Annotated in this window: 26 protein-coding genes and 1 pseudogene; 14 read left to right on the top strand and 13 right to left on the bottom strand. The window is 71.2% G+C overall.

What is annotated here, in order from left to right:
• Positions 1-2: 2 nt before the first annotated feature.
• Positions 3-1592, top strand: a complete 1590-nt coding sequence (locus ABZY44_RS05480; protein ID WP_356650278.1) for a 4-hydroxyphenylacetate 3-hydroxylase N-terminal domain-containing protein — start codon at positions 3-5, stop codon at positions 1590-1592.
• A 57-nt stretch (positions 1593-1649) separates the two neighbouring features.
• Here ABZY44_RS05480 and ABZY44_RS05475 read toward each other — a convergent pair whose 3' ends face one another.
• Positions 1650-1964, bottom strand: coding sequence for a 4a-hydroxytetrahydrobiopterin dehydratase (locus ABZY44_RS05475; RefSeq protein ID WP_356650277.1), 315 nt, complete (start codon positions 1962-1964; stop codon positions 1650-1652).
• Position 1965: 1 nt separating this feature from the next.
• Entirely contained in the window at positions 1966-3309 is a 1344-nt protein-coding gene (locus tag ABZY44_RS05470; RefSeq protein WP_356650276.1) for a hypothetical protein, read from the bottom strand.
• A gap of 146 nt (positions 3310-3455) precedes the next feature.
• On the opposite strand from ABZY44_RS05470, the gene ABZY44_RS05465 reads away from it, so the two are divergent.
• Both ABZY44_RS05465 and ABZY44_RS05460 read left to right on the top strand, forming a co-directional pair.
• On the top strand, positions 3456-3791 hold the full coding sequence (locus ABZY44_RS05465) for a DUF6415 family natural product biosynthesis protein (protein ID WP_356650275.1): 336 nt from the start codon (positions 3456-3458) through the stop codon (positions 3789-3791).
• Between the two features lie 147 nt (positions 3792-3938).
• Positions 3939-4604 carry an HAD family hydrolase gene (locus ABZY44_RS05460; RefSeq protein WP_356650274.1) on the top strand — a complete coding sequence of 222 codons (666 nt, stop codon included), beginning with the start codon at positions 3939-3941 and terminating at the stop codon, positions 4602-4604.
• Here the strand turns inward: ABZY44_RS05460 and ABZY44_RS05455 are convergent.
• The gene (locus ABZY44_RS05455) at positions 4585-4794 is read right to left on the bottom strand and encodes a hypothetical protein (RefSeq protein WP_356650373.1); all 210 of its coding nucleotides are present in this window, start codon (positions 4792-4794) and stop codon (positions 4585-4587) included. The genes ABZY44_RS05460 and ABZY44_RS05455 overlap by 20 nt on opposite strands.
• A gap of 26 nt (positions 4795-4820) precedes the next feature.
• Between ABZY44_RS05455 and ABZY44_RS05450 the strand changes: the two are divergent.
• Positions 4821-5215: pseudogene (locus tag ABZY44_RS05450) on the top strand (Tn3 family transposase); the annotation flags it as partial.
• Positions 5216-5293: 78 nt separating this feature from the next.
• Here ABZY44_RS05450 and ABZY44_RS05445 read toward each other — a convergent pair.
• Positions 5294-6139: an ABC transporter permease gene (locus ABZY44_RS05445; protein ID WP_356650272.1), complete on the bottom strand. Its 846-nt coding sequence runs from the start codon at positions 6137-6139 to the stop codon at positions 5294-5296.
• Positions 6136-7044: an ABC transporter ATP-binding protein gene (locus ABZY44_RS05440; RefSeq protein WP_356650271.1), complete on the bottom strand. Its 909-nt coding sequence runs from the start codon at positions 7042-7044 to the stop codon at positions 6136-6138. Before ABZY44_RS05440 ends, ABZY44_RS05445 begins: the two co-directional genes overlap by 4 nt.
• Positions 7045-7177: 133 nt before the next feature.
• On the opposite strand from ABZY44_RS05440, the gene ABZY44_RS05435 reads away from it, so the two are divergent.
• Genes ABZY44_RS05435 through ABZY44_RS05425 form a run of 3 tightly spaced genes read left to right on the top strand, consistent with a single transcriptional unit; the run spans position 7178 to position 9324 of the window.
• Positions 7178-8455, top strand: coding sequence for a sensor histidine kinase (locus ABZY44_RS05435; RefSeq protein WP_356650270.1), 1278 nt, complete (start codon positions 7178-7180; stop codon positions 8453-8455).
• Positions 8452-9111: a response regulator transcription factor gene (locus ABZY44_RS05430; RefSeq protein WP_356650269.1), complete on the top strand. Its 660-nt coding sequence runs from the start codon at positions 8452-8454 to the stop codon at positions 9109-9111. The genes ABZY44_RS05435 and ABZY44_RS05430 overlap by 4 nt, the downstream gene beginning before the upstream one ends.
• Positions 9112-9156: 45 nt before the next feature.
• The gene (locus tag ABZY44_RS05425; protein WP_356650268.1) at positions 9157-9324 is read left to right on the top strand and encodes a hypothetical protein; all 168 of its coding nucleotides are present in this window, start codon (positions 9157-9159) and stop codon (positions 9322-9324) included.
• 81 nt (positions 9325-9405) lie between these two features.
• Here ABZY44_RS05425 and ABZY44_RS05420 read toward each other — a convergent pair whose 3' ends face one another.
• Positions 9406-9984 (bottom strand): HD domain-containing protein, encoded by a 579-nt coding sequence (locus ABZY44_RS05420; RefSeq protein WP_356650267.1) that lies wholly within the window; start codon positions 9982-9984, stop codon positions 9406-9408.
• A gap of 149 nt (positions 9985-10133) precedes the next feature.
• Between ABZY44_RS05420 and ABZY44_RS05415 the strand changes: the two genes are divergently transcribed.
• Both ABZY44_RS05415 and ABZY44_RS05410 read left to right on the top strand, forming a co-directional pair.
• Positions 10134-11378 (top strand): helix-turn-helix transcriptional regulator, encoded by a 1245-nt coding sequence (locus ABZY44_RS05415; protein WP_356650266.1) that lies wholly within the window; start codon positions 10134-10136, stop codon positions 11376-11378.
• Between the two features lie 89 nt (positions 11379-11467).
• On the top strand, positions 11468-11800 hold the full coding sequence (locus ABZY44_RS05410; protein WP_356650265.1) for a DUF6415 family natural product biosynthesis protein: 333 nt from the start codon (positions 11468-11470) through the stop codon (positions 11798-11800).
• Between the two features lie 113 nt (positions 11801-11913).
• On the opposite strand, the gene ABZY44_RS05405 is transcribed toward ABZY44_RS05410, so the two are convergent.
• Positions 11914-12360 carry a DUF1772 domain-containing protein gene (locus ABZY44_RS05405; RefSeq protein ID WP_356650264.1) on the bottom strand — a complete coding sequence of 149 codons (447 nt, stop codon included), beginning with the start codon at positions 12358-12360 and terminating at the stop codon, positions 11914-11916.
• Between the two features lie 90 nt (positions 12361-12450).
• On the opposite strand from ABZY44_RS05405, the gene ABZY44_RS05400 reads away from it, so the two are divergent.
• Together ABZY44_RS05400 and ABZY44_RS05395 are read left to right on the top strand one after the other, a co-directional pair.
• Complete coding sequence (locus ABZY44_RS05400) at positions 12451-13029, top strand: TetR/AcrR family transcriptional regulator (RefSeq protein WP_356650263.1); 579 nt, start codon at positions 12451-12453, stop codon at positions 13027-13029.
• Between the two features lie 189 nt (positions 13030-13218).
• The gene (locus ABZY44_RS05395; protein WP_356650262.1) at positions 13219-13962 is read left to right on the top strand and encodes a methyltransferase domain-containing protein; all 744 of its coding nucleotides are present in this window, start codon (positions 13219-13221) and stop codon (positions 13960-13962) included.
• Positions 13963-14104: 142 nt separating this feature from the next.
• Here the strand turns inward: ABZY44_RS05395 and ABZY44_RS05390 are convergent, their stop codons facing one another.
• The 4 genes from ABZY44_RS05390 to ABZY44_RS05375 all read right to left on the bottom strand — a co-directional run bounded on the left by ABZY44_RS05390 (position 14105) and on the right by ABZY44_RS05375 (position 18474).
• The gene (locus tag ABZY44_RS05390) at positions 14105-15085 is read right to left on the bottom strand and encodes an Ada metal-binding domain-containing protein (protein ID WP_356650261.1); all 981 of its coding nucleotides are present in this window, start codon (positions 15083-15085) and stop codon (positions 14105-14107) included.
• Positions 15085-16479, bottom strand: a complete 1395-nt coding sequence (locus ABZY44_RS05385; protein ID WP_356650260.1) for a class I adenylate-forming enzyme family protein — start codon at positions 16477-16479, stop codon at positions 15085-15087. Before ABZY44_RS05385 ends, ABZY44_RS05390 begins: the two co-directional genes overlap by 1 nt.
• Positions 16480-16561: 82 nt before the next feature.
• The gene (locus ABZY44_RS05380; protein WP_356650259.1) at positions 16562-17671 is read right to left on the bottom strand and encodes a 3-dehydroquinate synthase II; all 1110 of its coding nucleotides are present in this window, start codon (positions 17669-17671) and stop codon (positions 16562-16564) included.
• Positions 17668-18474 carry a 2-amino-3,7-dideoxy-D-threo-hept-6-ulosonate synthase gene (locus ABZY44_RS05375; RefSeq protein WP_356650369.1) on the bottom strand — a complete coding sequence of 269 codons (807 nt, stop codon included), beginning with the start codon at positions 18472-18474 and terminating at the stop codon, positions 17668-17670. Before ABZY44_RS05375 ends, ABZY44_RS05380 begins: the two co-directional genes overlap by 4 nt.
• Before the next feature lie 178 nt (positions 18475-18652).
• Between ABZY44_RS05375 and ABZY44_RS05370 the strand changes: the two genes are divergently transcribed.
• Positions 18653-20200 carry an FAD-dependent oxidoreductase gene (locus ABZY44_RS05370; protein WP_356650258.1) on the top strand — a complete coding sequence of 516 codons (1548 nt, stop codon included), beginning with the start codon at positions 18653-18655 and terminating at the stop codon, positions 20198-20200.
• 67 nt (positions 20201-20267) lie between these two features.
• On the opposite strand, the gene ABZY44_RS05365 is transcribed toward ABZY44_RS05370, so the two are convergent.
• Both ABZY44_RS05365 and ABZY44_RS05360 read right to left on the bottom strand, forming a co-directional pair.
• The gene (locus ABZY44_RS05365) at positions 20268-21860 is read right to left on the bottom strand and encodes an acyl-CoA carboxylase subunit beta (RefSeq protein ID WP_356650257.1); all 1593 of its coding nucleotides are present in this window, start codon (positions 21858-21860) and stop codon (positions 20268-20270) included.
• Positions 21861-21951: 91 nt separating this feature from the next.
• Positions 21952-22779, bottom strand: coding sequence for an AfsR/SARP family transcriptional regulator (locus ABZY44_RS05360; RefSeq protein WP_356650256.1), 828 nt, complete (start codon positions 22777-22779; stop codon positions 21952-21954).
• A 239-nt stretch (positions 22780-23018) separates the two neighbouring features.
• On the opposite strand from ABZY44_RS05360, the gene ABZY44_RS05355 reads away from it, so the two are divergent.
• Together ABZY44_RS05355 and ABZY44_RS05350 are read left to right on the top strand one after the other, a co-directional pair.
• Entirely contained in the window at positions 23019-23282 is a 264-nt protein-coding gene (locus ABZY44_RS05355; RefSeq protein WP_356650255.1) for a hypothetical protein, read from the top strand.
• On the top strand, positions 23279-25519 hold the full coding sequence (locus tag ABZY44_RS05350; RefSeq protein ID WP_356650254.1) for a TOMM precursor leader peptide-binding protein: 2241 nt from the start codon (positions 23279-23281) through the stop codon (positions 25517-25519). The genes ABZY44_RS05355 and ABZY44_RS05350 overlap by 4 nt, the downstream gene beginning before the upstream one ends.
• Positions 25520-25573 lie beyond the last annotated feature (54 nt).

Genomic DNA, 25573 nt, shown 5'->3' with positions numbered 1-25573 from the left:
ACATGACGCTCCCGAACGGCGACGCGCAGCCGAGCGGCCCCGAGGCCGCCGAGGCCCCCGTGACCCGCCCCATGACCGGCGACGAGTACCTGGAGAGCCTGCGCGACGACCGTGAGATCTACCTCTACGGCGAGCGCGTCAAGGACGTCACCGCCCACCCGGCCTTCCGCAACTCGGCGCTGATGACCGCGCGGCTCTACAACGCGCTGCACGACCCCGCCAAGAAGGACGTGCTCACCACCCGCACCGACACCGGCAGCAACGGCTACACCCACAAGTTCTTCCGCACCCCGCGCACCGTGCAGGACATGGTGGAGGACCGCGAGGCGATAGCCGAGTGGGCCAGGATGACCTACGGCTGGATGGGCCGCAGCCCCGACTACAAGGCCGCCTTCCTCGGCACCCTGGGCGCCAACAGCGACTACTACGCGCCCTTCGAGGACAACGCGAAGCGCTGGTACAAGGAGTCCCAGGAGAAGGTCCTCTTCTGGAACCACGCGATCATCCACCCGCCGGTCGACCGCCACCTGCCGACCGAGGAGGTCCAGGACGTCTTCGTGCACGTGGAGAAGGAGACCGACGCCGGTCTCGTCGTCTCCGGTGCGAAGGTGGTCGCCACCGGCTCGGCCATCACCAACTTCAACTTCATCTCGCACTACGGCCTGCCGCTGCGCGACAAGAAGTTCGCGCTCGTCGCGACCATCCCGATGGGATCGCCGGGCCTGAAGCTGATCTGCCGCCCCTCCTACGCGGCCGCCGCAGCCGTCATGGGCAGTCCCTTCGACTACCCGCTCTCCAGCCGGCTCGACGAGAACGACACCATCTTCGTGCTCGACAAGGTGCTCATCCCCTGGGAGAACGTCTTCCTCTACGGAGACGTCGACAAGGTCAACGGCTTCGCCCCGCAGTCGGGCTTCCTGGAGCGGCTCACCTTCCACGGGGCCATCCGCCTCGCCGTGAAGATCGACTTCATCGCGGGCCTGCTCCTCAAGGCCGTCGACATGACCGGCAGCAAGGACTTCCGCGGCATCCAGGCCCGCGTCGGCGAGGTCCTGGCCTGGCGGAACATGTTCTGGGCGCTCAGCGACGCGGCGGCCCGCAACCCGCAGGAGTGGAAGGACGGCGCGCTGCTGCCGCGCCTCGACTACGGCATGGCGTACCGCTGGTTCATGACCATCGGCTACCCGCGCATCAAGGAGATCATCCAGCAGGACGTCGCCAGCGGCCTGATCTACGTGAACTCCAGCGCCGAGGACTTCAACAACCCGGAGATCCGCCCGTACCTCGACAAGTACGTCCGCGGCTCCAACGGCTACGACTCGGTCAGCCGGGTCAAGCTGATGAAGATGCTGTGGGACGCCGTCGGCTCCGAGTTCGGCGGCCGCCACGAGCTGTACGAGCGCAACTACTCCGGCAACCACGAGCAGGTGCGCACCGACATCTTCCACGCGCAGGCCGCCAGCGGCCAGCTCGACGGCTACCGCGGCTTCGCCGAGCAGGCCCTCGAGGAGTACGACCTCGACGGCTGGACCGTCCCGGACCTGGACTCCTTCAAGGCACTGCGGGAGCACCGCAAGAACATCTGGAGCTGACCGGAGCAGCCGTCGCACCCCCTCCCGCCCGTGGGCGGGAGGGGGTGCGCGTCGGGATCAGTCCAGCGGGAGCGCCTGGTGCGCGGCGACGATCGCGTCGATGCGGCGCGCGAGGTCGAAGTCCGCGGGAATCAACCGGTGGCCGGCGTCGTGCGTGGTGACCGAGGCGCGCAGGCTGTCGATCCGGAGGTCGAGGTCGGCGTGGTGCTGGATGCGCCGGGAGCGGTCCGCGATCGTGACGATCGCGGCGACCGCCGCGTGGTAGCGGATCTCGTAGGTACGGGTGATCTGGTCGCCCTTCCGCTCCCACCCGGGCAGCCCGGTCAGCTGTTCCTGAATCGCCTCGTCGGACAACGGCTGCGGTACGCCCATGTCAGCCCTTCCGTGTTCCGACCAGGCGGGCACGCTCGCGCAGGTCCCGGACCGCCCGAACGCCGCCGTGATGACGAAGCCGGAGGTTCATCACTTCGAAGTGCTCGTCACCGCGAGCGGACGACAGCGCCTCGTAGTCGTCGAGGAACCTGCCCCACGATTCGCACGCGGCCTCGACGTGGCCAATGGAAAGCTGGCGTTGGGCAAGGAGTCCGTGGGCGTGCAGCCGGCCCTGTCGTTCGTTGGCTGGCTGTACCCGGATCGACTCCCGCAAGGTCTTGACGGACCCCGCGACGTCCTTCGTCTCGTTCTGGACGTGCGCGACGTGGAAGAGGTAGGCCGTCCGGTCGTAGCCGCCGATACTTTCGCGCCGGTCGTCCGCACGCGCCAGCGCCTCCTCCGCTTCCCGTAGCCGAGCGAAGGCCTGCCGCTTGTCGCCGACCATCGCGGCGCCGTGGGCCTGCTGTCCACGAAGGAATGCCACGAGACGCGGCCCAGCCACGGGTGCTGCCTCGGCAGCGGAGTCGGCAAGCTCAAGGGCGCGGCGCCCGTATCCCAGGTTGGAGGCTTGGAGGGACATGCCGCGCAGCGTGCGGCAGTAGGTGACGTGTTTCTCAGCCTCCCCGGCGAGCTTGAGCGCGGATACGTAGTAGTCCTGGCCGAGCCGGTGCTGACGCTCGTACATGGCCATCCAGCCCGTCAGGTACACAAGGTCGGAGGCTGCGGCGAGCATGCTGCGCCGCACGGGCGCGGCCGCCTCCGCCTTGAGCCAGGGCCCTACGGTGTTCACGAGGAACGCGGCGGCCATCGGCCGCGCGTGCCCGGCGCCGAGCTCGTCGAGAATGTCTGCGATGCGGTCCGTCATCGTCTCGATGGCCGTCACCTGGCCTTGTCCCACGCGGGTGGTGGCCTTGCCCGGCCTTATGGGTTCGGGGCTATCGGCCCTGGCCAGGGTGGGGAACAAGGGGATGGCGAGCGCCGCGCTGAAGACGCCGGCGGCGATGATGCGGCGTCGGGACGGATCCATGTCTGCCCTTCCCACGTCTACGAGGTCCCGGACAGTGTCCGCGTCAGTCGTCCCGGCGGGTGGGGTCAGCCCGGCCTCGGCGTAGGTGACAGGCCGTCCGAGCTTCCGCTCGAAGGCTTCGACGATCAGGGCCCTGACCTGGGCCCGGGGCTGGTGACCTGCGATCCATTGCGACACTGCCGGCTGGCCGTACTTGAGGGTGAGACCTGCCTCGGCGCCGACGCGGTTGATGATCGAAGCGAGCTGCCGTCTCGACCATCCGGCCTGGCCAAGGAGCGCGGACAGACCAGGGTTGGTCGTGCGTGAGTGCTGCGCCATGGGCTCTCCCGACAGAATGCATGGCTTGCATACTTCTCCGACCCTCCAACGGTACTCGCCGAGGGGGCACCTGCGGTTACCTCTTCGTACCACGCAGTGATCGGGCGGTAGTTGGGCGTCCGGCGACGACGGGAGGGAGCAACCGCATGAATCCGAGCGAGGCTCAAACGATCGAGGAGCTCGTGCGACGGGCCCTGGCGCCCTACGAGCAGCGGCCCGACGCCGAGGGCGTGGCGCATCTGGTCGACGACCTCATCACCGCCGGGAACGGGCTCCACACCGCGGTGGCGAGGATCCCCACGGACAAGCGCACCGAGCGCGCGGGCGCCGCCCTGGCCGAGTGGGCGTACTTCCTCGACGCGGGCCCGCTGGGCCACGGCGACCACGCGAACTGGAACCACGCCCGCGGCCTCGCCCGCATCGTCCGGACGATGGCGGCGACGCTCGCCGAGCAGCAGCAGCACCGGGCCGGCGCCCGGTGAACGAGGCCGCCCGTCAGCTTCTCTACGTACTGATCGTGCTCGGCATTTTCGCCGCCATCCTCGTCGGCAGCCACTGAGCCGGACGGACCGCCCCGGCCCTTGAGAGGGGCGGCTCGGGCGTCCAGGCCGGTGACTAGGCTGCTCGGCATGACGATTCGCGCTGTGGTCTTCGATGTCGGTGAGTGCCTCGTGGACGAGACGCGTGAGTACGGCACGTGGGCCGACTGGCTCGGCGTCCCCCGCCACACGTTCGCCGCGATGTTCGGCGCGGTCGTGGCACAGGGCCGCGACTACCGAGAGGTCTTCCAAGAGTTCCGACCCGGCTTCGACCTCACCGAGCAGCGCGACGCACGCGCGGCCGCCGGCCGGCCGGAGCACTTCGACGAGTCCGATCTGTACTCGGACGTCCGCCCCGCGTTCGCGCGGCTCCGCGGGGACGGTCTGTGGCTCGGCATCGCCGGGAACCAGACCGTTCGGGCGGGGGGTCTGTTGCGCGGTCTCTTCGCGGACGACGTCGATCTGATCGGCACCTCGGACGACTGGGGCGCGAGCAAGCCGGATCCTGAGTTCTTCATCCGTGAGGCCAAGGCCGTTCCCTTCGCGCCGGACGAGATCCTCTACGTCGGGGACCGCGTCGACAACGACCTCCGCCCTGGCGCCCAGGCCGGGATGCACACCGCCCTCGTACGCCGCGGTCCCTGGGCCACCATCCAGTGGCACACCGAAGAGGCCCGTACGCTGCCGACGTTTCGCATCCACACCCTCGCCGAGCTGCCGGGCTTGATCGCCGCATTCAACAGGCAAGTGCGCTGACCACTGAGGACCAGCCGTAGAGCCGGTCATCGAGGTCGCGTACGTACTGCTCGTGCTCCCACGGACCCAGTGCGCGACGGACCTCGCGGACCCGTTCCAGTCCGGTGGCGTACCAGTGCGTCGCCAGTAGATCCAGCGCGCGAAGGGCGTACTGAGCCGCGTCTGCCGGGTGTCCAGCGGCGGCTTCCACCGCGCCGAGGTCTCCGAGGACGACCGTACATCCTGCATCTGGCGGACGAGCCGGCCTACCGACGGAAGATCAAGGTGCAGGCCAACCTCCAGGAGGGCCGCCATGCGCTCGCCCGGAAGATCTTCCACGGCAAGGCCGGGCAGCTCTACCAGCGCTACCAGCGCTACCAGGACGGCATGGAGGACCAGATCGGCGCCCTCGGCCTTGTCCTCAACGCCCTGGTGCCTTCAACACCCGCTACATGGATGCCGCCGTCACCCAGCTCCGGGCCGACGGCTTCGATGTCCGCGACGAGGACGTGGCCCGCCTCTCGCCGTTCGTGCGACACATCAACATGCTCGGCCGGTACTCCTTCCAGCTCCCGGACCTGCCGGGTGGCCTGCGGTCACTGCGTGACCCCGATGTCGTCGATGAGGAATAACGGTCGTCAACTCGTCATCCTGGTCGCGGCCGCCTTGGCCGGGGTGTCCGTACCCCGGCGGTTGGCCGACCGGCCCTCTCACTGGTCGCGCCGTTGTGCGCTGGTGACGGCGAGCACGGCTGCGGTGAGCGCCCACACCGCGTAGACGGTCCAGGCTCCACCGGTCGTCCACGGGAAGTCGGTCTGGCGGGAGCCGACCTCGACGAGCCGCGACCACGCCTGATAGAGCGTGGCGTGCCCGGCGATCGCCGACCAGTGGCGGCCGTCGGTGAGGACGATGGGCAGGACGAGGATGACCACCACCGAGGCGGTCATGGTGGCCGAGGTGTGCCTGATGACGGCGCCGATGGCCAGGCCGGTGAGCGCGCACAGGGGCGCCAGGAAGGCGGACGCCACTACGAGACGCAGGGCGCCCGGGTAGCTGATCGAGATGCCTGCGTCCCGGCCGCCGAGGATCGCCTGCGTCAGGCCGAACGAGGCCCCCGCGACGATCGCGCCGAAGACGGTGGCGACCGCCGTGACGACCACCGCTTTTGCGGCCATCACCGAACGGCGGGCCGGAACGGCCGCGAACGTCGTACGGATGGTGCCCGTGCTGTACTCACCGATGATCGCGACGGCGCCGATGGCACCGAGGGCGAGCATCATGACCACGGCGGCGTTCGCCGTGAACGCCTCCTGCAACGGAATTCCGGCGCGGACGAAGTCGGCTTGGTCCGCCGGGCTCCGCGCCGGCCAGTAGGTGTAGGTGTCGTAGGCGGTACCCGCGTTGAACGCGATGACGGCCAATGCGGTGGCCCCGTACGCGATCCACGTCGAGCGCAGCGATCGAAACTTGATCCACTCGGCGACCACAAGGTCGCGGAAGCGGGCGCGGGGTTCGGCGGCCCCGAGTTCACCGGCCGAAGCGTATGTCGTGGTCACTGGGGGTCTCCTGCGAGGTATTGCACGCTGCCGGCGGTGAGCTCCATGAAGGCCTCTTCCAATGAGGCGGACCGGGCGCTGAGGTGATGCAACGGAATGCGGTGCTCCATGGCGACCTCACCGATCCGGACTGTGGTCACACCGGTCACGGTGAGCAGGTCACCCGCCGTGTTTACGGTTGCTCCCTCGGCCGTCAGCAGGTCTCTCAGGACGGCTGCGGCGGACGTGCCCACCGTGACGCTCTGCCGGGTGCTACGGGCGGAGAACTCCGTGAGGCTTTCCGCCGCGATCAGCTCGCCGCGGCCGATGACGATCAGCTGGTCGGCGGTGTGCTCCATCTCGGACATGAGATGGCTGGAGACGAACACCGTGCGGCCCTCGGCGGCGAGCCGCCTGAACAAGTCACGCACCCACTTCACGCCTTCCGGGTCGAGGCCGTTGAGCGGCTCGTCGAAGAGCAGTACCGGTGGGTCGCCGAGCAGGGCGGAAGCGATGCCGAGCCGCTGCTTCATGCCGAGCGAGAATCCGCCGATGCGGCGCCGGGCCACCTCGGCGAGACCGACCTCCCGCAGCACCTCCTCCACCCGGCGCTGCGGAATGCGGTTGCTGCGGGCCAGGGCAGACAGCTGCGCCACCGCGCTGCGCCCGCCGTGCACATCGTGCGCGTCGAGAAGGGAGCCGACATGACGCAGGCCGCGGGGGCGGTCGCGAAAGGAACGGCCGTCGACGGTGACGGTGCCGCTGGTGGGCTCATGCAAGCCGAGGATCATCCGCAGCGTGGTGCTCTTGCCGGCGCCGTTAGGACCGAGAAACCCAGTCACTTGGCCGGGTCGCACGGTGAAGGTCAGACCTTTGACGGCCGTCGTGCTGCCGTATCGCTTCGTGAGCTCGTTGACTTCGATCACGGGGACAACGGTGCCGGTAGGCGGCCTCGCCCGTAATCGGGCCACCGATGACAATCGGAGGGCACGGGTGTCAACCCTGGTTGTACGGCCACAGTCAGATGTGCCGTCAGGTGCAGGTGCTTACGATCAAGGCATGTCCACCTCACCGTCGCTGCCGCTGCCGCTGCCGCTGCCGCTGCCGCTGATCAAACGCCTACCGCCGGGCCTGTGGACGGCACTGGCGTGGTACGCGGCAGCAGTGGAACCCGTCGTCGAGTACGTAGTGATGCCACCGCGACGGTATTACTCGCTCAGCTACCCCCGGGACGGGCTCGACTCGCCCGGAGCCCAGGCGCTGCTCGCCGTCGCCTTCGTACTGGTCATGGCCGCCAGCGCGGTGCTGCGCCGCAGGACCTCCGCGGCGTACGGCCTGCTGATCGTCGGTACGGTCATCTCGACGGTGGCCTGGCGTCAGGACGAGATTCCGCCCACGCAGTTCCTGGCCGTGGACATCGCCCTCTGCTACATCGCAGCCACCCGACCTCGACGGATCTCGCTCGCCGCGGCCGGCGCGGCGCTCGGCACACTCGCCGGCTACCTCGCCCTGCGGTCCATCGCGGGCGACGACTCCGGGATCGCCCCCGAGCCCTTCATGGCCCTGACCGTGGTCATCGCCTGGCTCATCGGCAACTCGGCGCATCAGGCCCGTGCCCACACCGCAGAGCTGCACGCCCGGGCCGCCGCCGAGGCCGTCACCGCCGAACGGCTGCGCATCGCCCGCGAGATGCACGACACGGTCGCCCACAGCATCGGCATCATCGCCTTGCAGGCCGGCGCCGCGGCCCGGGTCGTCGAGACCCAGCCGGCCAGAGCCCGCGAGGCGATGCTCACCGTGGAGATGGCCAGCCGCGAGACGCTGTCCGGGCTGCGAAGGATGCTGGGCGCACTGCGCCAGGCCGACCAGGACGAGGAACACACCGGCCAAGGCCGTGCGCCCGCGCCTGCGCCCCTGCGACCGGCCGCCGGCCTGGCGAACGTGGAACAGCTCGCCGCGACGACCACCGCCGCCGGGGTCCGCGTGGAGGTGCGGTGGCAGGGCAGGCGCCGCCCTCTGCCGGCGGACATCGACCTCGCGGCGTTCCGGATCGTCCAGGAGTCGGTGACCAACGCCGTACGGCACTCGGGTGCCGACTCCTGCCAGGTGCGTGTCGACTACCTCGATGACGAGCTCACCGTCGAGGTCTCGGACCGCGGCAGGGGCGGTGGCACCAACACGGACACCGGGTACGGTCTGATCGGCATGCGGGAGCGGGTCGCCCTGCTGCACGGCAATTTCACTGCGGGGCCTCGCCCGGGCGGCGGCTTCCTCATAGCGGCCAGACTCCCGATACCGGCAGGGACCGAGGCAGAAGCGAAGGCGGGAGCCAGATGACCATCCGTGTCGTGCTCACCGACGACCAGCCCCTGGTCCGGGCCGCCCTGCAGATGGTCATCACCGACACCGCGGACATCGAGGTGGTGGGCGAGGCAGCCGACGGCGCGGAAGCGGTACGGCTGACGGAGGAGCTCGCCCCCGACGTCGTGGTGATGGACCTCCGGATGCCCGGTATGGACGGCATCGAGGCCACCCGGCTGATCACGACGGGCACCGGTTCCACACGCGTCGTCGTCCTGACGACCTTCGACGACGACGAATACGTCTACGGGGCGCTGCACGCCGGCGCCTCCGGGTTCCTCGTCAAGGACATGGCCTTGGACGACATCCTCGCCGCAGTCCGGATCGTTGCCGCCGGGGACGCTCTGATCGCACCGGCCGTCACACGCAGGCTGATCAAAGAGTTCACCGCCCGACCCGCAGCGTCACCGCCGCGGCGGGTGGAGCTCGGCGGCATCACCGACCGGGAACGCGAGGTGCTGACCCTCGTCGGCAGGGGCCTGTCCAATACGGAGATCGCAGGCGAGCTCTACATCAGCATCGCCACCGCCAAGACCTACCTGACCCGCCTGCTCGCCAAGCTCAATGCCCGCGACCGAGTGCAGCTGGTCATCCTGGCCTATGAGGCGGGCCTGGTGGCACCGTCCCAGTGAGCGGACGGCAGCGACAGTGAGAACCTGGAGGGCAAGGGACTGCCCATGATGCGAACCCTCAAGATCAAGAGCGACGCGTTGTACCACCACGTCACCGCCCAGTTGCAAGGAGGCGGCGACATCCACTGCTCCGTCACCATCGGCAGCGAGACCAAGGAAGGCCGGGCCCAGGGCGGATACAACATCTGCTCAGCGCAGATCAACCAGCTGTAGCCGCAGCCCCCGATGCCTCGCTGCGCCCGGCCCGGCCTCTCGACTCGTAGGGGCGGGACGGGGGGCATCGCGCGTCGGGAGTCAGCGCTTCTCGCCGACCGCGGCGCGCAACCAGTCCAACGGGCCCTGCCCGAGGAGCGCGTCGGCCAGCCGCCGCGCGGTCTCGGTCGTGAGCCGGGCCCGGCTGTTGTCGATCCACCGTTGCGCGTTCGCGTACCCCTGCGCCTTGTACTCGAGGCCTTGGAGCATGCACTCCAGCTTGTCGGCGTCGCGGGCGCAGATCGCCTCGGCCGAGTCCTTGGCCTCGTACTCGGCCACCAGATCCTGGATCGTGGAGGCGAGCAGCTCGGGCATGCCGGCCGTCTGGTCGGCGGTCACGGCTTGTGGGTCGCCGGCGGGCGCGTACTTCTTCCCGAGGTGGTTGACGTCCCCGGTGCGGGTTTCCTGGGTGTCGTGCCAGACGGCGAGGAACGCGGCCCGGGCCGGGTCCGCGCCCTCGAGCTTCGCGATGACCGACGCGATGAGCGACGTCCGCCAGGAATGCTCGGCGACGGATTCGGGGTCGTTGACACCGGCCATCCACCAACCCGTACGGCGGGTGTGCTTCAGCGTGCCGGCCTCGTAGAGGAAGCGCGCCACCGCGGACAGGTCGTCAGCCATTGTGTCTCCTTCTCATGCCTCGGCAAGGCGGATCGCGTACCTGCCGGACAGGCTGTCGGCGGCAGCTGTCGTGCGCTCTGGATCACATGACGAAGCCTTGGCCCCTACCCTGTCAGTGTCGAGCCGCAAGGTAGGAGGGCAAGGCCGCCATGTCACCTGATGCCACCCCGGACCCGTATGCCGACCCGCTGGTCTTCGGCCAGAGAATGCAGCTCCTGCGCACCCGCCGAGGCCTCACCCGGGACCAACTCGGCGGTCTCGTAGCCCGGTCCGGCTCGTGGGTCAAAGCGGTCGAGACCGGTCGGCTGAAGACTCCGCCGCTGCCGATGATCCTCCGCATCGCCGAGGTGCTGCGCGTTCGGGACCTCTCAGAACTCACCGGCGACCAGTCCCTGCGCATCAGCCTGTTCGCCGGGCCCGGGCACCCGCGCTTCGCCGCGGTCCGCGAGGCACTCAACGCTTTTCCCCTCACCGCGGCGCACGAGGCCCCGCCCGCCGCCCACCTTCAGGCCCGCATCACCCGGGCGTGGTCGGCCCGGCACTCGGCACCCAACCACCGCGAGGTCATCGGCACGCTCCTGCCCGGCCTGATCCGGGATGCGCAGGCCGCCGTACGCCACGCCTCGACGATCGCCGACCGGAAGGGCGCGCAGGCCCTCCTGGCCGAGGTGTACTTCCTCGCGCAGTTCTTCTGCGCCTACCAGCCGGACGCGGCCCTCGTGTGGCGGGTCGCCGAACGAGGAATGATGGCGGCACAGGACTCCGAGGACCCCCATGCCGTCGGCCTGGCGGCGTGGCTCACCACGCAGGCCCACCGGGACAGCGCGCACTACGAGGCCGCCGACGCCGTCACGCTGGAGACCCTTGGCTACCTGCGGCCGCTTCTTCCGGATGCCGGTGACGACGTCCGGGCGGTAGCGGGTGCGCTCACCGTCGAGGCCGGGCTGACGGCCGCACGGCGCGGGGAGACGGGAACCGCCTGGCGGTACTGGGACGATGCCCGGCGTCTGGCCGAGGGCCTGCCCGACGGCTATTTCCACCCGGTCACCTCGTTCTCCCAGGCCGTCCTCGGTGCGCACGCGGTCACCGTGGCCGTGGAACTGCACTCCGGCGGGGAGTCCGTACGGCAGGCCGTCCGTGCGGAGGCAGAGGCGATCCCGTCACGGCCGCGCCGAGCCCGGCACCGCATCGAACAGGCCCGCGCCTATCACCTCGACGGGCAGCCGGACGCCGCGCTGGCGACACTCGCGCACGCTCACGAGGCGGCCCCGGAGACCGTCCAGTACAACGGGTACGCGAAGAGGATCGTCCTGGAGGAAGCCGAGGCGAAGAGCCCGGCCCGTCGGCGCCGTGCCTCGCAACTCGCCCAGCGGCTGGGAATGCTGACGGCCTGAGGGCAGGGGGCACAATCTGTGCCCTTGCCCGCGTCCGGCCGCCCCTACCGTCGTGTCACCACCCGGTCACGACGGTAGGGAGCACCGCCATGAGGCCCGAGGCTCAAACGATCGAGGAGCTCGTGCGACGGGCGCTGGCGTCCTACGACCAGCGGCCCGACGCCGAGGGCGTGGCGCGGCTCGTCGACGACCTCATCACCGTGGGCCAAGAGCTACACGCCGCTGTGTCCCGGATCCCGGCGGGTCTGCGCACCGAGCGCGCGGGCGCCGCCCTGGCGGAGTGGGCGTACTTCCTCGACGCGGGCCCGCTGGGTCACGGCGACCACGCGAACTGGAACCACGCCCGCGGCCTCGCCCGCATCGTCCGGACGATGGCGGCGACGCTCGCCGAGCAGCAGCAGCAACGGGCCGGCGCCCGGTGAACGAGGCCGCCCGTCAGCTTCTCTCCGTACTGATCGTGCTCGGCGTTTTCGCCGCCATCCTGGTCGGCACCCACTGACCCGTCCTTCCTGCGGGCGGGGGCGGGCCCGGGGGCTCAGGCGAGGGCGGTGACCAACAGGGCGAAGGCGCCGATGAGGACGGCGACGCGGACGTAGTGCCAGCGCTCCCAGCGGTGCAGCTGCTGCTTCCAGTCGGCGGGCCGGTTCTCAGGGGTCCAGCTCTTGTTCCGGTTGTTGATCGGGACGAGCAGCAGGAGCGACATGACCACGCTGAGGATCAGCAACGCGCCCGCGGTGACGACGAGGCCGGCGCCGCCGTCGTGCCGTCCGGCGACGGCCCAGACCGCGACGAGGACGAGCGAACCGATGTACCAGACCGGCATCACGGCGCCGAGCATCCGGCCCCCGTGTGCGTGGCCGAGTTGGCGACTGTCGTCGGGCAGGGCGTTGAGGATCCGGCTCATGACGAAGGCGACGGAGAACTCCACCCCCACCATCACGCCGACGATCACGGTGGTGACGACCTCGAGTGCGTTGAGCATGGCGAGCCCTCCGGTATCTAGCGTTGCTAGCTGATGAGGCAACGCTAGTACTACTGCCGCTCGATTGTCTAGCGGTGCTAGGATCGAATCATGTCGGTACAGGAACGCAAGGAACGCGAACGGGCGGAGCGCGAGCGCCTCATCGTGGCGACGGCCCGTGAACTCGCCGAGCAGCAGGGCTGGGACGCGGTCACCACCCGTCGGCTCGCCGAGCGCATCGAGTACAGCCAGCCCGTCCTCTACAGCCATTTCCGCGGCAAGCGCGAGATCATCGGCGCCGTCGCACTCCAGGGCGCCACCGAGCTCGCCGCGGCGGTGCGGGCCGCGACCGCCGCCGTGGAGGGCCCGCGCGAGCGGGTCGTCGCCCTCGCGCGCGCCTACCTCGCCTTCGCCGCGGGCAATCCGGCGGTCTACGACGCCATCTTCCAGCTCGACGGCGGTCTGGCGTACGCACAGGAGCACACCCCGGCGCCCCTCAAGGACGCTTTCGCCGCGCTGCTGGAGTGCCTCGGAGAGGTCGCCGGGGACGGTGTCGACCCGGGGCTGTTCACCGAGGTGTTCTGGGCGTCCCTGCACGGGGTGGCGACCCTGACCCGGGCGGGTCGGCTGCCCCCGGAGGACACCGAGTCGAGGCTGGCGCTGGTGGTGGACCGGCTCGCCATGGTCTGACGCACCGTCCCGGCGAAACCGCAGGTCCGTCTGTGCGGGAGCCCGGGGAGGAGGGTGAATTTTCGTGGTTTCCGCCAAGGCTGACGGCCTGCCGGGTTGGGCGAGACTGCCAGGCGGAGGCCGCGGGCCGCCGCGAACGCGGGCGGTCGGGGCCGAGGGCATGGTGGAACCCACGGGGAGGACGGCACGATGAGTGCGCAGCAGCAGTACGACGAGATCGGCGAGGCGTACGAGGGGTTCAAGGCGCTGCCTCTGGAGCAGTACGCGGTGGTGCCCGGGTTCCTCGCCCTGGTCGGGGACGTGAGCGGGAAGTCGGTCCTCGACCTCGCCTCCGGCACCGGCTTCTACAGCCGTGAGTTCAAGCGGCGCGGGGCGTCGGACGTGCTCGGGATCGACGTCTCCGGCGAGATGGTCGCCGTGGCGCAGAGGGTGGAGGAGCGCGATCCGCTGGGTGTGCGCTACGAGGTCGGCGACGTGTCCGGGCTGCGGACCTTCGAGCGGCCCTTCGACGTGGGCCTGGCGGTCCAGCTGCTCAACTACGCGCCGGACCTCGCCTCCACCGAGCTGATGTGCCGCGCCATCCACCGGAGCCTGAAGCCCGGCGCCGAGCTGTTCCTGCTCAACCAGTCGCCCGACTTCCGCTTCGACGGGCCGTCCCCGGAGAAGTACGGCTTCCGCAGCGAGCTCACCGGCGACGAGGTCGAGACCGGACCGCAGGTGCGGACCACGGCCCTGCTCGACCCGCCCGTCTCCTTCGTCGCCAACCGCCCGCGCCGCGAGGTCTACGAGGACTGCCTGAAGGCAGCCGGTTTCAGCGACCTGACCTGGGTCCCGGTGGAGGTGTCCGAGGCCGGCGTACGCGCGTTCGGCGCGGCCCACTGGGCGGACCTCTACGCCAACCCCCCGCTGGAAATGCTGCGCTGCCGCGCCTGACGGCGGAGTACGGCGGAGCGCGGCGGAGCGCGGCGCGGCATGGCGCGGCGCGGCCGGCCCCGCCTGCCGGGGCCCCCTTCCCATGGGCCCCGGCGAGGACGCCCGGCGACGACCCCGGCCCCGGCCCCGGAGGGTGCGGAGCTCAGCCGGCCCGGAGACCGGCGACCATCGCGTGCTCCGTCGCCGGAGGGGTGGCGGCCGGGGTGACGAGCTCCTGGCGGATCCGCTCCCGCAGGCACGTGCGCAGTGCGTGAGCGGGGAGCAAGTACCTTCCGCCGGAAGGGAGTTCGGCGCGCAGCAGGGCGTTCGCGACGAGCTGCCCGAAGGCCGGGTCGTCCTCGTGGTGGGCGGCGTGCGGGAAGAGGGCGGTCAGGCGGGCGCGCAGCGCCGCGACGCTGCCGGGGCCGTCACCGGCGTCCGACAGCACCGCGCACACCCCCTTGCCCGTCGCGGCCACCAGGACCGGCCCCAGCGAGGTGGTGCCCACCGCCGACCGGATGCGTACCCCGGCGCCGCCCGCGCGGAACTCCTGCGGGGTCATGCCGAGGATCGCCGAGGAAGCGGCGTAGAACTGCCCGTTGGAATTGAAACCGGCCTGGTAGATGGCGTCGGAGACGGTACGGGCGCCGATGAGTTCGGCGCGGACCCGCCGGGCGCGCACGGCCGTCCAGTAGGCGTACGGGGTGACGCCCGTCAGGGACTTGAACATGCGGTGGAAGTGGAAGCGGCTGTAGCCGGCCGACCGGGCCACGGCGTCCAGGTTGGGGGGCGCCAGCGCCCCGTCCATCAGCAGACAGGCGCGGGCGACGGTGTCGGCGTAGTACCGGTTCTGCTCGGGCTCGTCCGGATGGCAGCGCCGGCACGGGCGGTAGCCCCGGGCGCGGACCTCCTCCAGCGAGGAGTGGAACTCGACGTTCTCCCGGCGCGCGAGGCGCGCCACGCACGAGGGCCGGCTGTAGATGCCGGTCGTCCGCACGACGTAGTAGAACGTCCCGTCCGCCGCCTCGTCGCCGTCGCGCACCGCCCGCCAGCGCTCCTCGTCGGTCTCGTACCGGGAGGCCGCGGCGGCGGGGGTCGCGGAGGCGGGGGTCGCGGAGGCGGGAGCCGCGGTCAGCACCCGCATCATCGCCTCCTTCCCGTGGGACCCGGCGCCGGCGCCCAGCCCCGGGCGTGCAGACGGGCCCGGTCGCGCAGCACCTTGCCGCTCGCGGAACGGGCCAGCTCGGGCACCACGTGGAAGCGCCGGGGCGCGGAGTGCTCACCGAGGAACCGGCGGCACCAGGAGGACAGTTCGGCCGGCCGCAGCTCCTCGGTGCCGGCCACGTGGGCCTCGACGGGATCCGGGCCGCCCAGCACCACCGCGTCGGTGACGTGCCGGTGGGCCCGCAGCACCGCCTCGATGTCGAGGAGGTCGGCGCCCGAGGCGGTCCGCCCGGCCCGGCCGCGCAGCCGCAGCGCGCCCGTCGCCGGATCGCGGGCCACCAGGTCGTGGGTGGAGAGCCAGCCGCCGACGGGCGGCGAGGCCTCGTGGGTCTCGTAGGGGTAGGGGGAGCGGGCGACCTGCACCTGCAGGATTCCGCCCGCGATCCGGGTGCGCACGCCGGGCACCGGCACGCCGAGCGTCCCGGGACCGTGCGTGCCCGCCAGGTCCGTGGCCACGATGCCGGTCTCCGTCGTGCCGTAGGCCTGGCCGACGAGGACGCCGTAGCGCCGGGCGAACGCCCCGGCGGTCTCACCGGCCAGCGAGTCCCCGCCGGACACGGCGAGGCGCAGCCGCGGCAGGCGCACCCCGGCGGGCGCGCCGGCGAGCACCGCGAAATGGCCGGGGCGGCCCAGGACCACCTCGCAGCGCTCCGCCGCGGCGATGAGCGACGCGCGGTCGCCGGACGCGGGGAACACCACGCACGCCCCGGTCGCCAGGGCGTGGAGCACCCCGCCGATCAGCGCGAACGAGTGGGCCACGGGTTCCAGTACGGCCACCCGCTCACCGGCCCGGGGCATCAGCGGCAGCCGGCCGAGCCGGTGCACCTCGGTCAGCAGAGAGTCGGCGGTGCGGCCCGCCGCCTTGGGGCGGCCCGTGGTGCCGGAGGAGAACTGGACCAGGCAGTGGTCCGTGCGCGGGGTCCGGGCTCCCGGCCTCGGCCGCACCAGGACCTCGCACTCCGGGACGAACACCTCCTCCTCGCGGCGCAGCGCGCCCAGGGTCACCACGTACTGGGGATCGCTGAGTTCCAGCAGCGCCTCCCGCTCCGCGCGGCCCAGGGAAGGCTCCAGCAGGACCACCTGCGCGCCGATCGACCACAGGGCGAGGACCGCCCACAAGTGGGTGAAGCTCGGCGACCCGTGGAGGGCCACGGAGGCCCCCGGACGGATCCCGTGGAAGGTCAGGGTCCGGGCCAGCCGTGCGGTCCGGACACGAAGGGTTGCGAAGGACACCGCGTCGTCCGCCCGCGCCCAGGTCGCTTCTGGGGCAGCGGCGGCGAGGAGTTCGGCGCCCCACCAGCCATCGTCGCTCATCGTCTCTCCGGGGCCGGTACGTCCCCGCCCGTCCGGTGCCGTACCCGCGCTGGGGTACGGCACCGGACGGGCGTTCGCGGGCTTACTTCTCGACGCAGAACTCGCCCACGGGCCAGCCGACGTGGCGCTTGTCGGTGGCGACGTGGCCGAGCACCTTGTCGCCCTGCTTGAGCTCCGTCACGTTCAGGACGCTCGCGCCGGGACCGAGGACCCGTACGTGCCAGTCGTCCTGCACGATGAGGTTGACCTCGACGCCCTCGGGGGACGTGGCCTTGATGCTCAGCAGCGGACGCGACTCGAGCTTGATCCGGCCCACGACGATGCGGCGGGTACGGCCGTCGGCGCCCACGGCGAGGACCGGGCTGCCGGCCTTCAGCTCGCTCAGGTAGTTCGTCCGGTTGTCCTGCCCGAAGACGTAGCTGTGCAGGGCGCCCGCGTTGATGCGGAACGGACGGGTCGGCATGTAGGGCAGCGGGTGCGTCTCGCTGACGCACAGGATGAACCCGTGCGCGTAGCTCCCGATGAGCATGCCCTCGTCCTTCTCGAAGTGCGAGGTGGTGTCGATGCAGACCCGGTCGCCCAGACCCAGGTGCTCGATGGAGTCGACCGTCAGCGTGGTCAGGTTCAGGTCGGGCGTCTTGACCCGCAGGGCCTCGACGAGCTCGAAGACGTCGTTGGAGTTGCGCGGGGAGAGCAGGACGCCCTCCGAGCCCTTCTCCAGGACGTCGATGATGACCTTGGCCTCTTCCAGGTTGTCGGCCTGGCAGATCAGCTGACCCGGGGCGCGGTCCGCCGCGGCGATCACGATCTCCAGCGGGATCTTCGTCGGGTCCTTGAACTGGACCACCGTGTACGGCAGCGCGATCGCCGTGTCACAGGCCAGCGTCAGGGTCGGGTCGTCGGTGACGTTCACCAGCCCCGCGATGTCCTTCTCGCCGGACTGGTGGCGGGACCGCAACTCGTTGAGCTGGTCGTTGCCGGCCACCTCGCGCAGCACGATCAGGTCGTCGAGGCCCTGGTTCTCGGGGCGCTCGGCGCCGATCAGGATGCGCTTGACCGTGGTGGGCAGCGTGGCCAGCACCTCGGGGTCACTGCCGACGATGCCGTCGACACGGGCGTGGACGGCCGCGTCGATGACCGCTTCGCGGTGGTCGGCGGGGACGGAGCGAAGGTCGATCCAGGCGAATTTCACAAGGCACCTGCCAGTTCTGGGTGAGGCTCGGACTCGCTCGCGAGCCCATGGCCGTGGATGATCGCGGCCAGCTTCTGGACCGCTTGCTTCGGGGAAGGGCTGTTGAACACGCGACGGCCGACGGCCAGACCGGCACAGCCGTTGGCCATCGCCGACACGGCGAACGCGGTGAGGCTCTCCTCGGACCCGCCGCCGCCGGCGACGATGATCGGCAGAGGGGAACTCTCGACCACCTCCGCCATCCGCTCCGGCGGGGCCGCGAGGACCGTCTTGACGATGTCGACGCCGAGATCGGCGGCGATGCCGACCACGTGCGCGATGAGGTCGGGGCGGGTGGGGTCGCTCACCCGGGGCCCGCGCGGATAGATCATGGCCACCAGCGGCATGCCCCAGCGCTCGCAGGCTGCCGCCACGGTCCCGAGGTCGCTCAGCTGCTCGGCCTCGGTGTCCGAACCGATGTTGACGTGGACGCTGACGGCGTCCGCGCCCAGTCGTACGCATTCCTCGACGTCACCGACGAGGACCTTCGCGTTGACGTCCGGGCCGTGGTTCGTGCTGGCGCTGAGGTGCACCACGAGTCCGGTGTCGGTCAGCAGGGCCGGCGGGATCATCCGGGCCCTGCCCTTGTGCACGACGACGGCGTCCGCGCCGCCTCCCGCGATGTCCGCGACGAGGTCGGCGAATCCCGCTGCTCTGACGATCGGTCCGTCGGAAACAGAGTGATCGAGCGGGATGAACAGATACCGGCCGTCACCTCGGCGGGAGAGCCGCGCCATGCGCAGTGCCTTCCCGGTCAGCGGCATGCTCGTCATGACACACCCCTTCGTTCGCGACAGCTCTGTCTCATGGCTGCACTGTTGCAAGGGCCGCTGAAGGATCGGGCCAAACGTTCCGCGGTCCGCGGCCGCCCGCCGGCGCGGCAACTCCCCCGTCCCCGGCGGTGTTACCTCCTTGGAAGCAGCGCCGATGAGGGAGGCACCCATGGATGCCGGACAGGACACCGCGACAGCCGGCGTCGACACCGAGGTGGCCGTGGTCGGCGGCGGGCCGGTCGGCACCCTGCTCGCCCGCGAACTCGCCCTCCTCGGCATCGACGTGACCGTGCTGGAACAGCTCCCGGAGCCGAACGGAATCTCCAAGGCGAGCACCCTGCACGCCCGCACCGCGCAGACGCTCGACCGCCGGGGCCTGCTGGAAGCCGTACAGCCCGGCCGCCACGTGGCGGCCCGCACGGTCCGGGGCCCGGTCGGCTTCCACTTCGGCGCCCTCTTCGACCTCGACCTGTCCCGGGTCGTCGAGGAGGGCCCGGTCATCGTGGGCAGCCCGCAGGCCTGGGCACAGGAGGTCTTCGGGCGCGACGCCGCCCGGCTCGGCGCGCACGTGGTGCCCGGCGCGGAACTGGTCGGCCTCGACGAGCACGCCGACCACGTGACGCTGCGCGTCCGCTCCCCCCGGGGCACCGAACGCACCCTCACCGCCCGCTGGGTCGTCGGCGCGGACGGCGCGCGCAGCGCCGTACGCAAACTGAGCGGCATCCGGTTCCTGGGAGCGGGGCCGACCGTCGCCGCGCTCATGGGCGAGGTACGGCTGCTCGACCCCGCCGGGGCGCCCGGCGGCTGGCAGCGCACCCCGCGCGGCTGGACGCTGCTGTGGACCAACCCGTACGGGCTGAGCCGGGTCTGCACCTACGACTTCAGGGGCCCGCACCAGGACCGGCACGCGCCCGCCACCATCGAGGAGCTGCGCGGCGAGGTCGAGCGGATCGCGGGCCGCCCGGTCCCGATGGACAGTCCGGCCTGGATCTCCCGGTTCAGCGACGCCTCGCTCCAGGCCGAGCTCTACCGCAAGGACCGGGTCTTCCTCGCGGGCGACGCCGCGCACGTGCACTTCCCCGCCGGCGGCCAGGGCGTGAACCTCGGCCTGCAGGACGCGGTCAACCTCGGCTGGAAGCTCGCCGCCGAGATCCGGGGCTGGGCGCCCGCCGGACTGCTCGACACCTATCAGAGCGAACGCCACCCCGTCGCGGCCGCCGTCCTGCACAACGTACGGGCCCAGGTCGCGCTGATGGACCCCGATCCGCGCACCGACGCGCTGCGCGAGCTGTTCTCGGAGCTCATGCACTTCGACGAGGTCAACGCCCACCTCAGCGCCATGATCACCGGCACTGCGGTGACGTACGGGGTGGGCGCCCGCCGCGCGGACCCGCTGGCCGGGCGGCTCGTGCCCAGCCTGCCCCTGAAGACCGCCGACGGCCCCACCACCCTGGCCGAACTCCTGCACGGCGGCCGCCCGCTGCTCCTGGACCTGGCCGGCCACCTCGGCCTGCGCACCCTGGCCGCCCCCTGGTCCGACCGCGTGGACGTGGTGACGGCCACCGCCGCGAGCGACGCCTGGGGGACCGGAGCCCTGCTGCTGCGCCCCGACGGCTACGCGGTCTGGTCCGCGCTGGGCGAGGCCGGGGACGCGGAGGAACTGCGGCTCGCCCTGACCCGCTGGTTCGGGCGGCCCGCGCAGCCGCGCGCGGAGTGACGCGCGCGCGGCCGAAGAGGCGGTACCGCGGTCCCCGCGAGGGGACCGCGGCACGGCGCCCCGGCGCTCACACCGGCTGGTTGCCGTGCTTGCGCTCCGGCAGCGAGGCGTGCTTGCTCCGCAGCATCGCCAGCGAGCGGATCAGTACCTGCCTCGTCTCACCCGGATCGATGACGTCGTCCACGAGCCCGCGCTCGGCCGCGTAGTACGGATGCATCAGTTCGGCCTTGTACTGCTTGACGAGCTGCTCTCGTGTCGCCTCGGGATCGTCGGAGGCGGCGATCTCCTTGCGGAAGACCACGTTCGCCGCGCCCTCCGCACCCATCACCGCGATCTCGTTGATGGGCCAGGCGAAGGCCAGGTCGGCGCCGATGGACCGCGAGTCCATGACGATGTACGCCCCGCCGTAGGCCTTGCGGACGACCAGGGAGATCCGGGGGACGGTCGCGTTGCAGTACGCGTACAGCAGCTTGGCGCCGTGCCGGATGATGCCGTTGTGCTCCTGGTCGACGCCCGGCAGGAAGCCGGGCACGTCCACCAGGGTGAGCAGCGGGACGTTGAACGCGTCGCAGGTCTGGACGAACCGAGCGGCCTTCTCGGAGCCGTGGATGTCCAGCACGCCGGCCAGGGCGGCCGGCTGGTTGGCGACGATGCCCACCACGTGGCCGTCGAGCCGCGCGAAGGCGCACACGATGTTCGGCGCCCAGGCCTCCTGCACCTCGAAGAACTCGCCGTCGTCGACGACCTCCTCGATCACCTTGCGCATGTCGTAGCCCTGGCCCGGGTCGGCCGGTACCAGGTCGGCCAGGCCGTCGGTGCGGCGGTCGGCGGGGTCGTCGCCGCGGACCACGGGCGGCAGCTCGCGGTTGTTCTGCGGGAGCATCGAGAGCAGGTAGCGGACGTCCTCGAGGCATTCCTCTTCGGTGTCGTACGCGAATCCGGCGACACCGGAGACGGAGGCGTGCACATCGGCGCCGCCCAGGCCGTTCTGCGTGATCTGCTCACCGGTCACCGCGCGGACCACGTCCGGCCCGGTGATGAACATCTGCGAGGTGTCGCGGACCATGAACACGAAGTCCGTGAGCGCCGGGGAGTACGCCGCCCCGCCCGCGCACGGGCCGAGCATGACGCTGATCTGCGGGATCACCCCCGAAGCGCGGGTGTTGCGGCGGAAGATGCCGCCGTAGCCGGCGAGCGCGGAGACGCCCTCCTGGATGCGCGCACCGGCGCCGTCGTTGAGGGAGACCAGGGGGGCGCCGGCCTTCTCGGCGAGGTCCATCACCTTGTGGATCTTCTCGGCGTGCGCCTCGCCGAGCGCGCCGCCGAAGACCCGGAAGTCGTGCGCGTACGCGAACACCGTCTTGCCGTTCACCTGGCCCCAGCCGATCACGACGCCGTCGCCGTGAGGTCTGCGGTGCTGCAGGCCGAAACCGGTGGCCCGGTGCCGGCGGAGCGGCTCGATCTCCGTGAACGTTCCCTCGTCGAAGAGGAGTTCGAGCCGTTCGTAGGCGGTCAGCTTGCCCTTGGCGTGCTGCCGCTTCGTCGCTTCGGGGTCCGGACCGCGGCTTACCTCGTCCTTCAGCCGGTTGAGTTCTGCGGTGGACCGGTGCAGGCTCGGCGAGGGAGCGAGCGTGGTCAGCAGTTCGTCGAAGGTCGTCATCGCCCCAAGCTAGGAACGACCCCTCAAAGACGTCGGCACGCCCCCTGGAGCATGGCTCGACCGGCCGCGAGCCCCGCTCGACCGGCGACCGCTAGTCGGCCGCCGCCACCCGCTGGAGCACGCGGGGCTGGGCACCGCCCACGGGATCGACCCGGTCCAGGTCCCCGGACAGGACGGCCTGGTGCAGCAGCTGGAGGGGAGCGGACGGCTCGAGCCCCAGCTCGCGCACCAGCGACCCCCGCAGTCGCTGGTAGGCCTCGAGGGCACGCCAGCTTCCGCCCGCCCGGTGCAGGGCGCGCATCAGCTGTCCGCAGAACCCCTCGTGGAGCGGGTGACGGGCCGCCAGGACCCGCAGCTCCGGGATCACTTCGGCGTGCCGGCCGAGCCGGATGTCGGCCTCGATGCGCCGCTCGAGGGCGGCGGTGCGCTCTTCGTTCAGCCGCAGCACCTCGAGTTCGAGGACCGAGCCCGCCCGTACGTCGACCAGCGCCGGGCCCTGCCACAGCGCGAGCGCGCGGCCGAGCAGGTCGGACGCGGCCCGGTAGTCGCCGGCGTCGTAGCCGGCCCGTCCGCAGTCGGCGAGCCGTTCGAACTCGTGGGCGTCCACCTGGCCCGGCTGCACCTGGAGCAGGTACCCGCCGAACTGCGTGACCAGGACGTCCTTGGCGTCGAGCAGCGGATCCCCGTCCAGTGCCGCGCCGATCTTCCGGCGCAGCTGCAGGATGTACGTCTGCAGTGTGGTGGACGCGCTGCGGGGGATGTCCTCGCCCCAGATCTCCTCCATCAGCGTCGGAACGGTGACCACGCGCTCGGCGTGGAGGCCGAGAAGCGCCAGGAGCTGTCTGGGCTTCGCCGCGCTCGGAACCACCGAGACACCGCGCTCGTGGACGGCCAGTGACCCGAGTACTTTGATCTCCATGCGTGTGCTCCCCCTTGTCGGGCCACGGCCGTCGGCCAAACCCTGCGACGACCCTTTGGAGTCAGGTACAGCAGACTCGCACCGGGGGGCGGCCGCGGCCCAGTGAGGCACACATGAGGGGAATCATGAAAAAGTCATAGGCGGCTGGTGAACGTCGCACTGCCGGTCCCATGAGGCCCCACCCCAGACTCTCGACCCAGACAGACGCCAAGCAGCACCGTTCGTCACAGGGGGAAGTCATGAACGTGGCCCAGGAAATCTTTCGCTTAGCGGAACTCGCCGCCAGGACCGGACTCGAACCGAAGCTCGGGCAGCGCTTCGACCGGGATCCGGCCGCGGTGATGCTGGAGTTCGGGCTCGAGGCCCAGGGGATGGACTGGGCGGCGGCCGCCACCCTCTCCATCGATGAGCTGAGCACCGGCGCGTACGGCTCGTCGGACATCTGCGTACACCCGTGCATCTGCAGCGCCGGTCAGGTCGCCGACGTACAGGTGGTCGCGTGACCTCCATACAGGAACCTCCGGCGGGTCCCTTCATCGCCTTCAAGCGCCACGTCAGGGCCGAGTCGGTCCCGGGCGAAGCCGCGTTCGTCCTCTCGGACCAGGGCGTGACCGTGCTGCGGGGCGGCGGGATAGAAAACCTCGTCCCGCTGCTCGACGGCAGCCGCACGCTGCCCGAGCTGCTGCGCGAAGCCTCGTTGACCATGCCCGTCGCCGAAGTGGGACGGGCGCTGCGCAGCCTCGCGCAGGCCAATCTGGTGGGGTACAGACCCTGCGCCGCCGCGACCGGAGAGGACAGCTCCCTCGCCCAGGCCTACTGGGACCGGGCCGGCCTCGACGGGTACGAGGCCACGGCCGAGGTCCGCAGGGCGCCGGTCGCGGTGATCCCGGTCGGGGCGGTGGACGCCGGTGCGGCCCGCGCCGCCTGCTACGCCTCGGGGCTCAACGCGGTGGACGAGGACTCCGCCGTCCCCCTGACCCTGGTGGTCTGCTCGGACTACCTGGATCCGGGACTGCGGTCCCTGGCCGCGCGGCTGCGCGGCCAGGGCCGGACCTGGCTGCTGGCCAGACCGTTCGCCGCCGACCCCTGGACCGGGCCGTTCTTCACCCCGGACTCGGCCGGGCCCTGCTGGACCTGCCTGGCCCACCGGCTGTCCGAACACCGCCGCAGCGAGGTCCCGGTACAGCGCGCCCTGGGCCTGGACGGTCCCGCTCCGCGGCCCGCCCCGAGCCTCTCCGCCGTACGGTCGCTCGGGCTCCAGAGCGCCGTACTGGAAATGTCGAAGTGGCTGGCGGGGCTGCGCTACCCGGAACAGCGGTCGGTCTGCGTCCTGGACAGCCTCAGCCTGAGCACCACCCACCACACGGTGCTGCGCCGCCCGCAGTGCCCCGACTGCGGGGACCCCTCGCTCGTCGCCGCGCAGACGGCGCGGCCGGTCGTCCCGGTGTCCCGGCCCAAGGCGGAGGGCTCCGGCAGCAACGACCGGGCGATCTCCGCCGAGGGGATCCTCATCGAGAACCGCCGGCTGATCAGCCCGGTCACCGGCATCGTGACGCACCTGCGCCCGATGCCGGGGGTGCCCGACGGACTCCACGCCTACGACTCCGGCCCCAACCTGGCCCTGCGCGGGCACTCGCTGGCCGGGGTCCACCAGGTCCTGCGCTCGCGCAGCGGGGGCAAGGGGGCGACCGCCACCGAGGCGCGGGCGAGCGCGCTGTGCGAGGCGGCGGAACGTTACAGCAGCTCGCGCCAGGGGGACGAGCTGGTCATCCGGGACTCGCTGACGGGTCTGGGCGACGCGGCCCTGCACCCCAACGCCTACCAGCTGTTCGACGAGAGACAGTACGCCGGCCGGGCGAGCTGGAACGCCCGGCAGGCACCCTTCCACCGCGTGAGCGAACCCTTCGACCCCGCGGCCGCGACCGAATGGACGCCGGTGTGGTCGCTCACCGCCGGGGTCCACCGGCTGCTCCCCACCTCCACCCTCTACTTCGACACGGGCGCGGGCGGTCCCCGGGACGGTCTGTGGGCCGACTCCAACGGCAACGCGGCGGGCGGCAGCCTCGAGGACGCCGTGATCCAGGGCGTCCTCGAACTCGTCGAGCGGGATTCCGTGGCCCTGTGGTGGTACAACCAACTGCGCCTGCCCGCCATCGACCTGGACGCCTTCGACGAGCCGTGGCTCGAGTCGATGAGGGCCGCGCTGGCCCGGACCGGCCGGCGCGTCTGGGCCCTGGACCTCACCTCCGACCTGGGCATCCCCGTCGTGGTGGCCCTCTGCCAGAACACCGCCGACCCGGCCGAGGAGTTCGTCTTCGGATTCGGGGCGCACTTCGACCCGCGCCTCGCCCTGCGCAGGGCGCTGACCGAGATGGTGCAGCTGCTGCCGGCCCCCGGCGGCTCCGGTACGGCGCTGCCCGGCCAGCCACAGCTGTTCCCCGATCCGGCGCAGACCGCGCGGACGCCCGGATCCTGGGCGTACGCCGGGCGCAGCGCGGACCTCCTCGACGACGTCCAGTACATCCGGACGCTGCTGGAGTCGCACGGCATGGAGCTTCTGGTCCTCGACCAGACGCGGCCGGACGTGGGGATCCCGGTGGTCAAGACCCTGGTACCCGGACTGCGCCCGTTTTACGCCAGGTTCGCTCCCGGGCGGCTCTTCGACGTACCGCCGAGTCTCGGTCAGCGGGACGCCGCTCTCGCATTCGGTGAACTCAACTCGGTCCCGCTGCCCCTGTAGATCAGGACTGTTCCGTTACCCGCCCTCTGCCTGGCAGGCTCGGCATATAGTGCG

The organism is Streptomyces sp. NPDC006544, assembly GCF_040611715.1.
In the GTDB taxonomy this organism is placed as follows: domain Bacteria; phylum Actinomycetota; class Actinomycetes; order Streptomycetales; family Streptomycetaceae; genus Streptomyces.
Note: the sequence above shows the minus strand (reverse complement) of the source record. Positions and strands in the feature narration are given on the sequence as shown.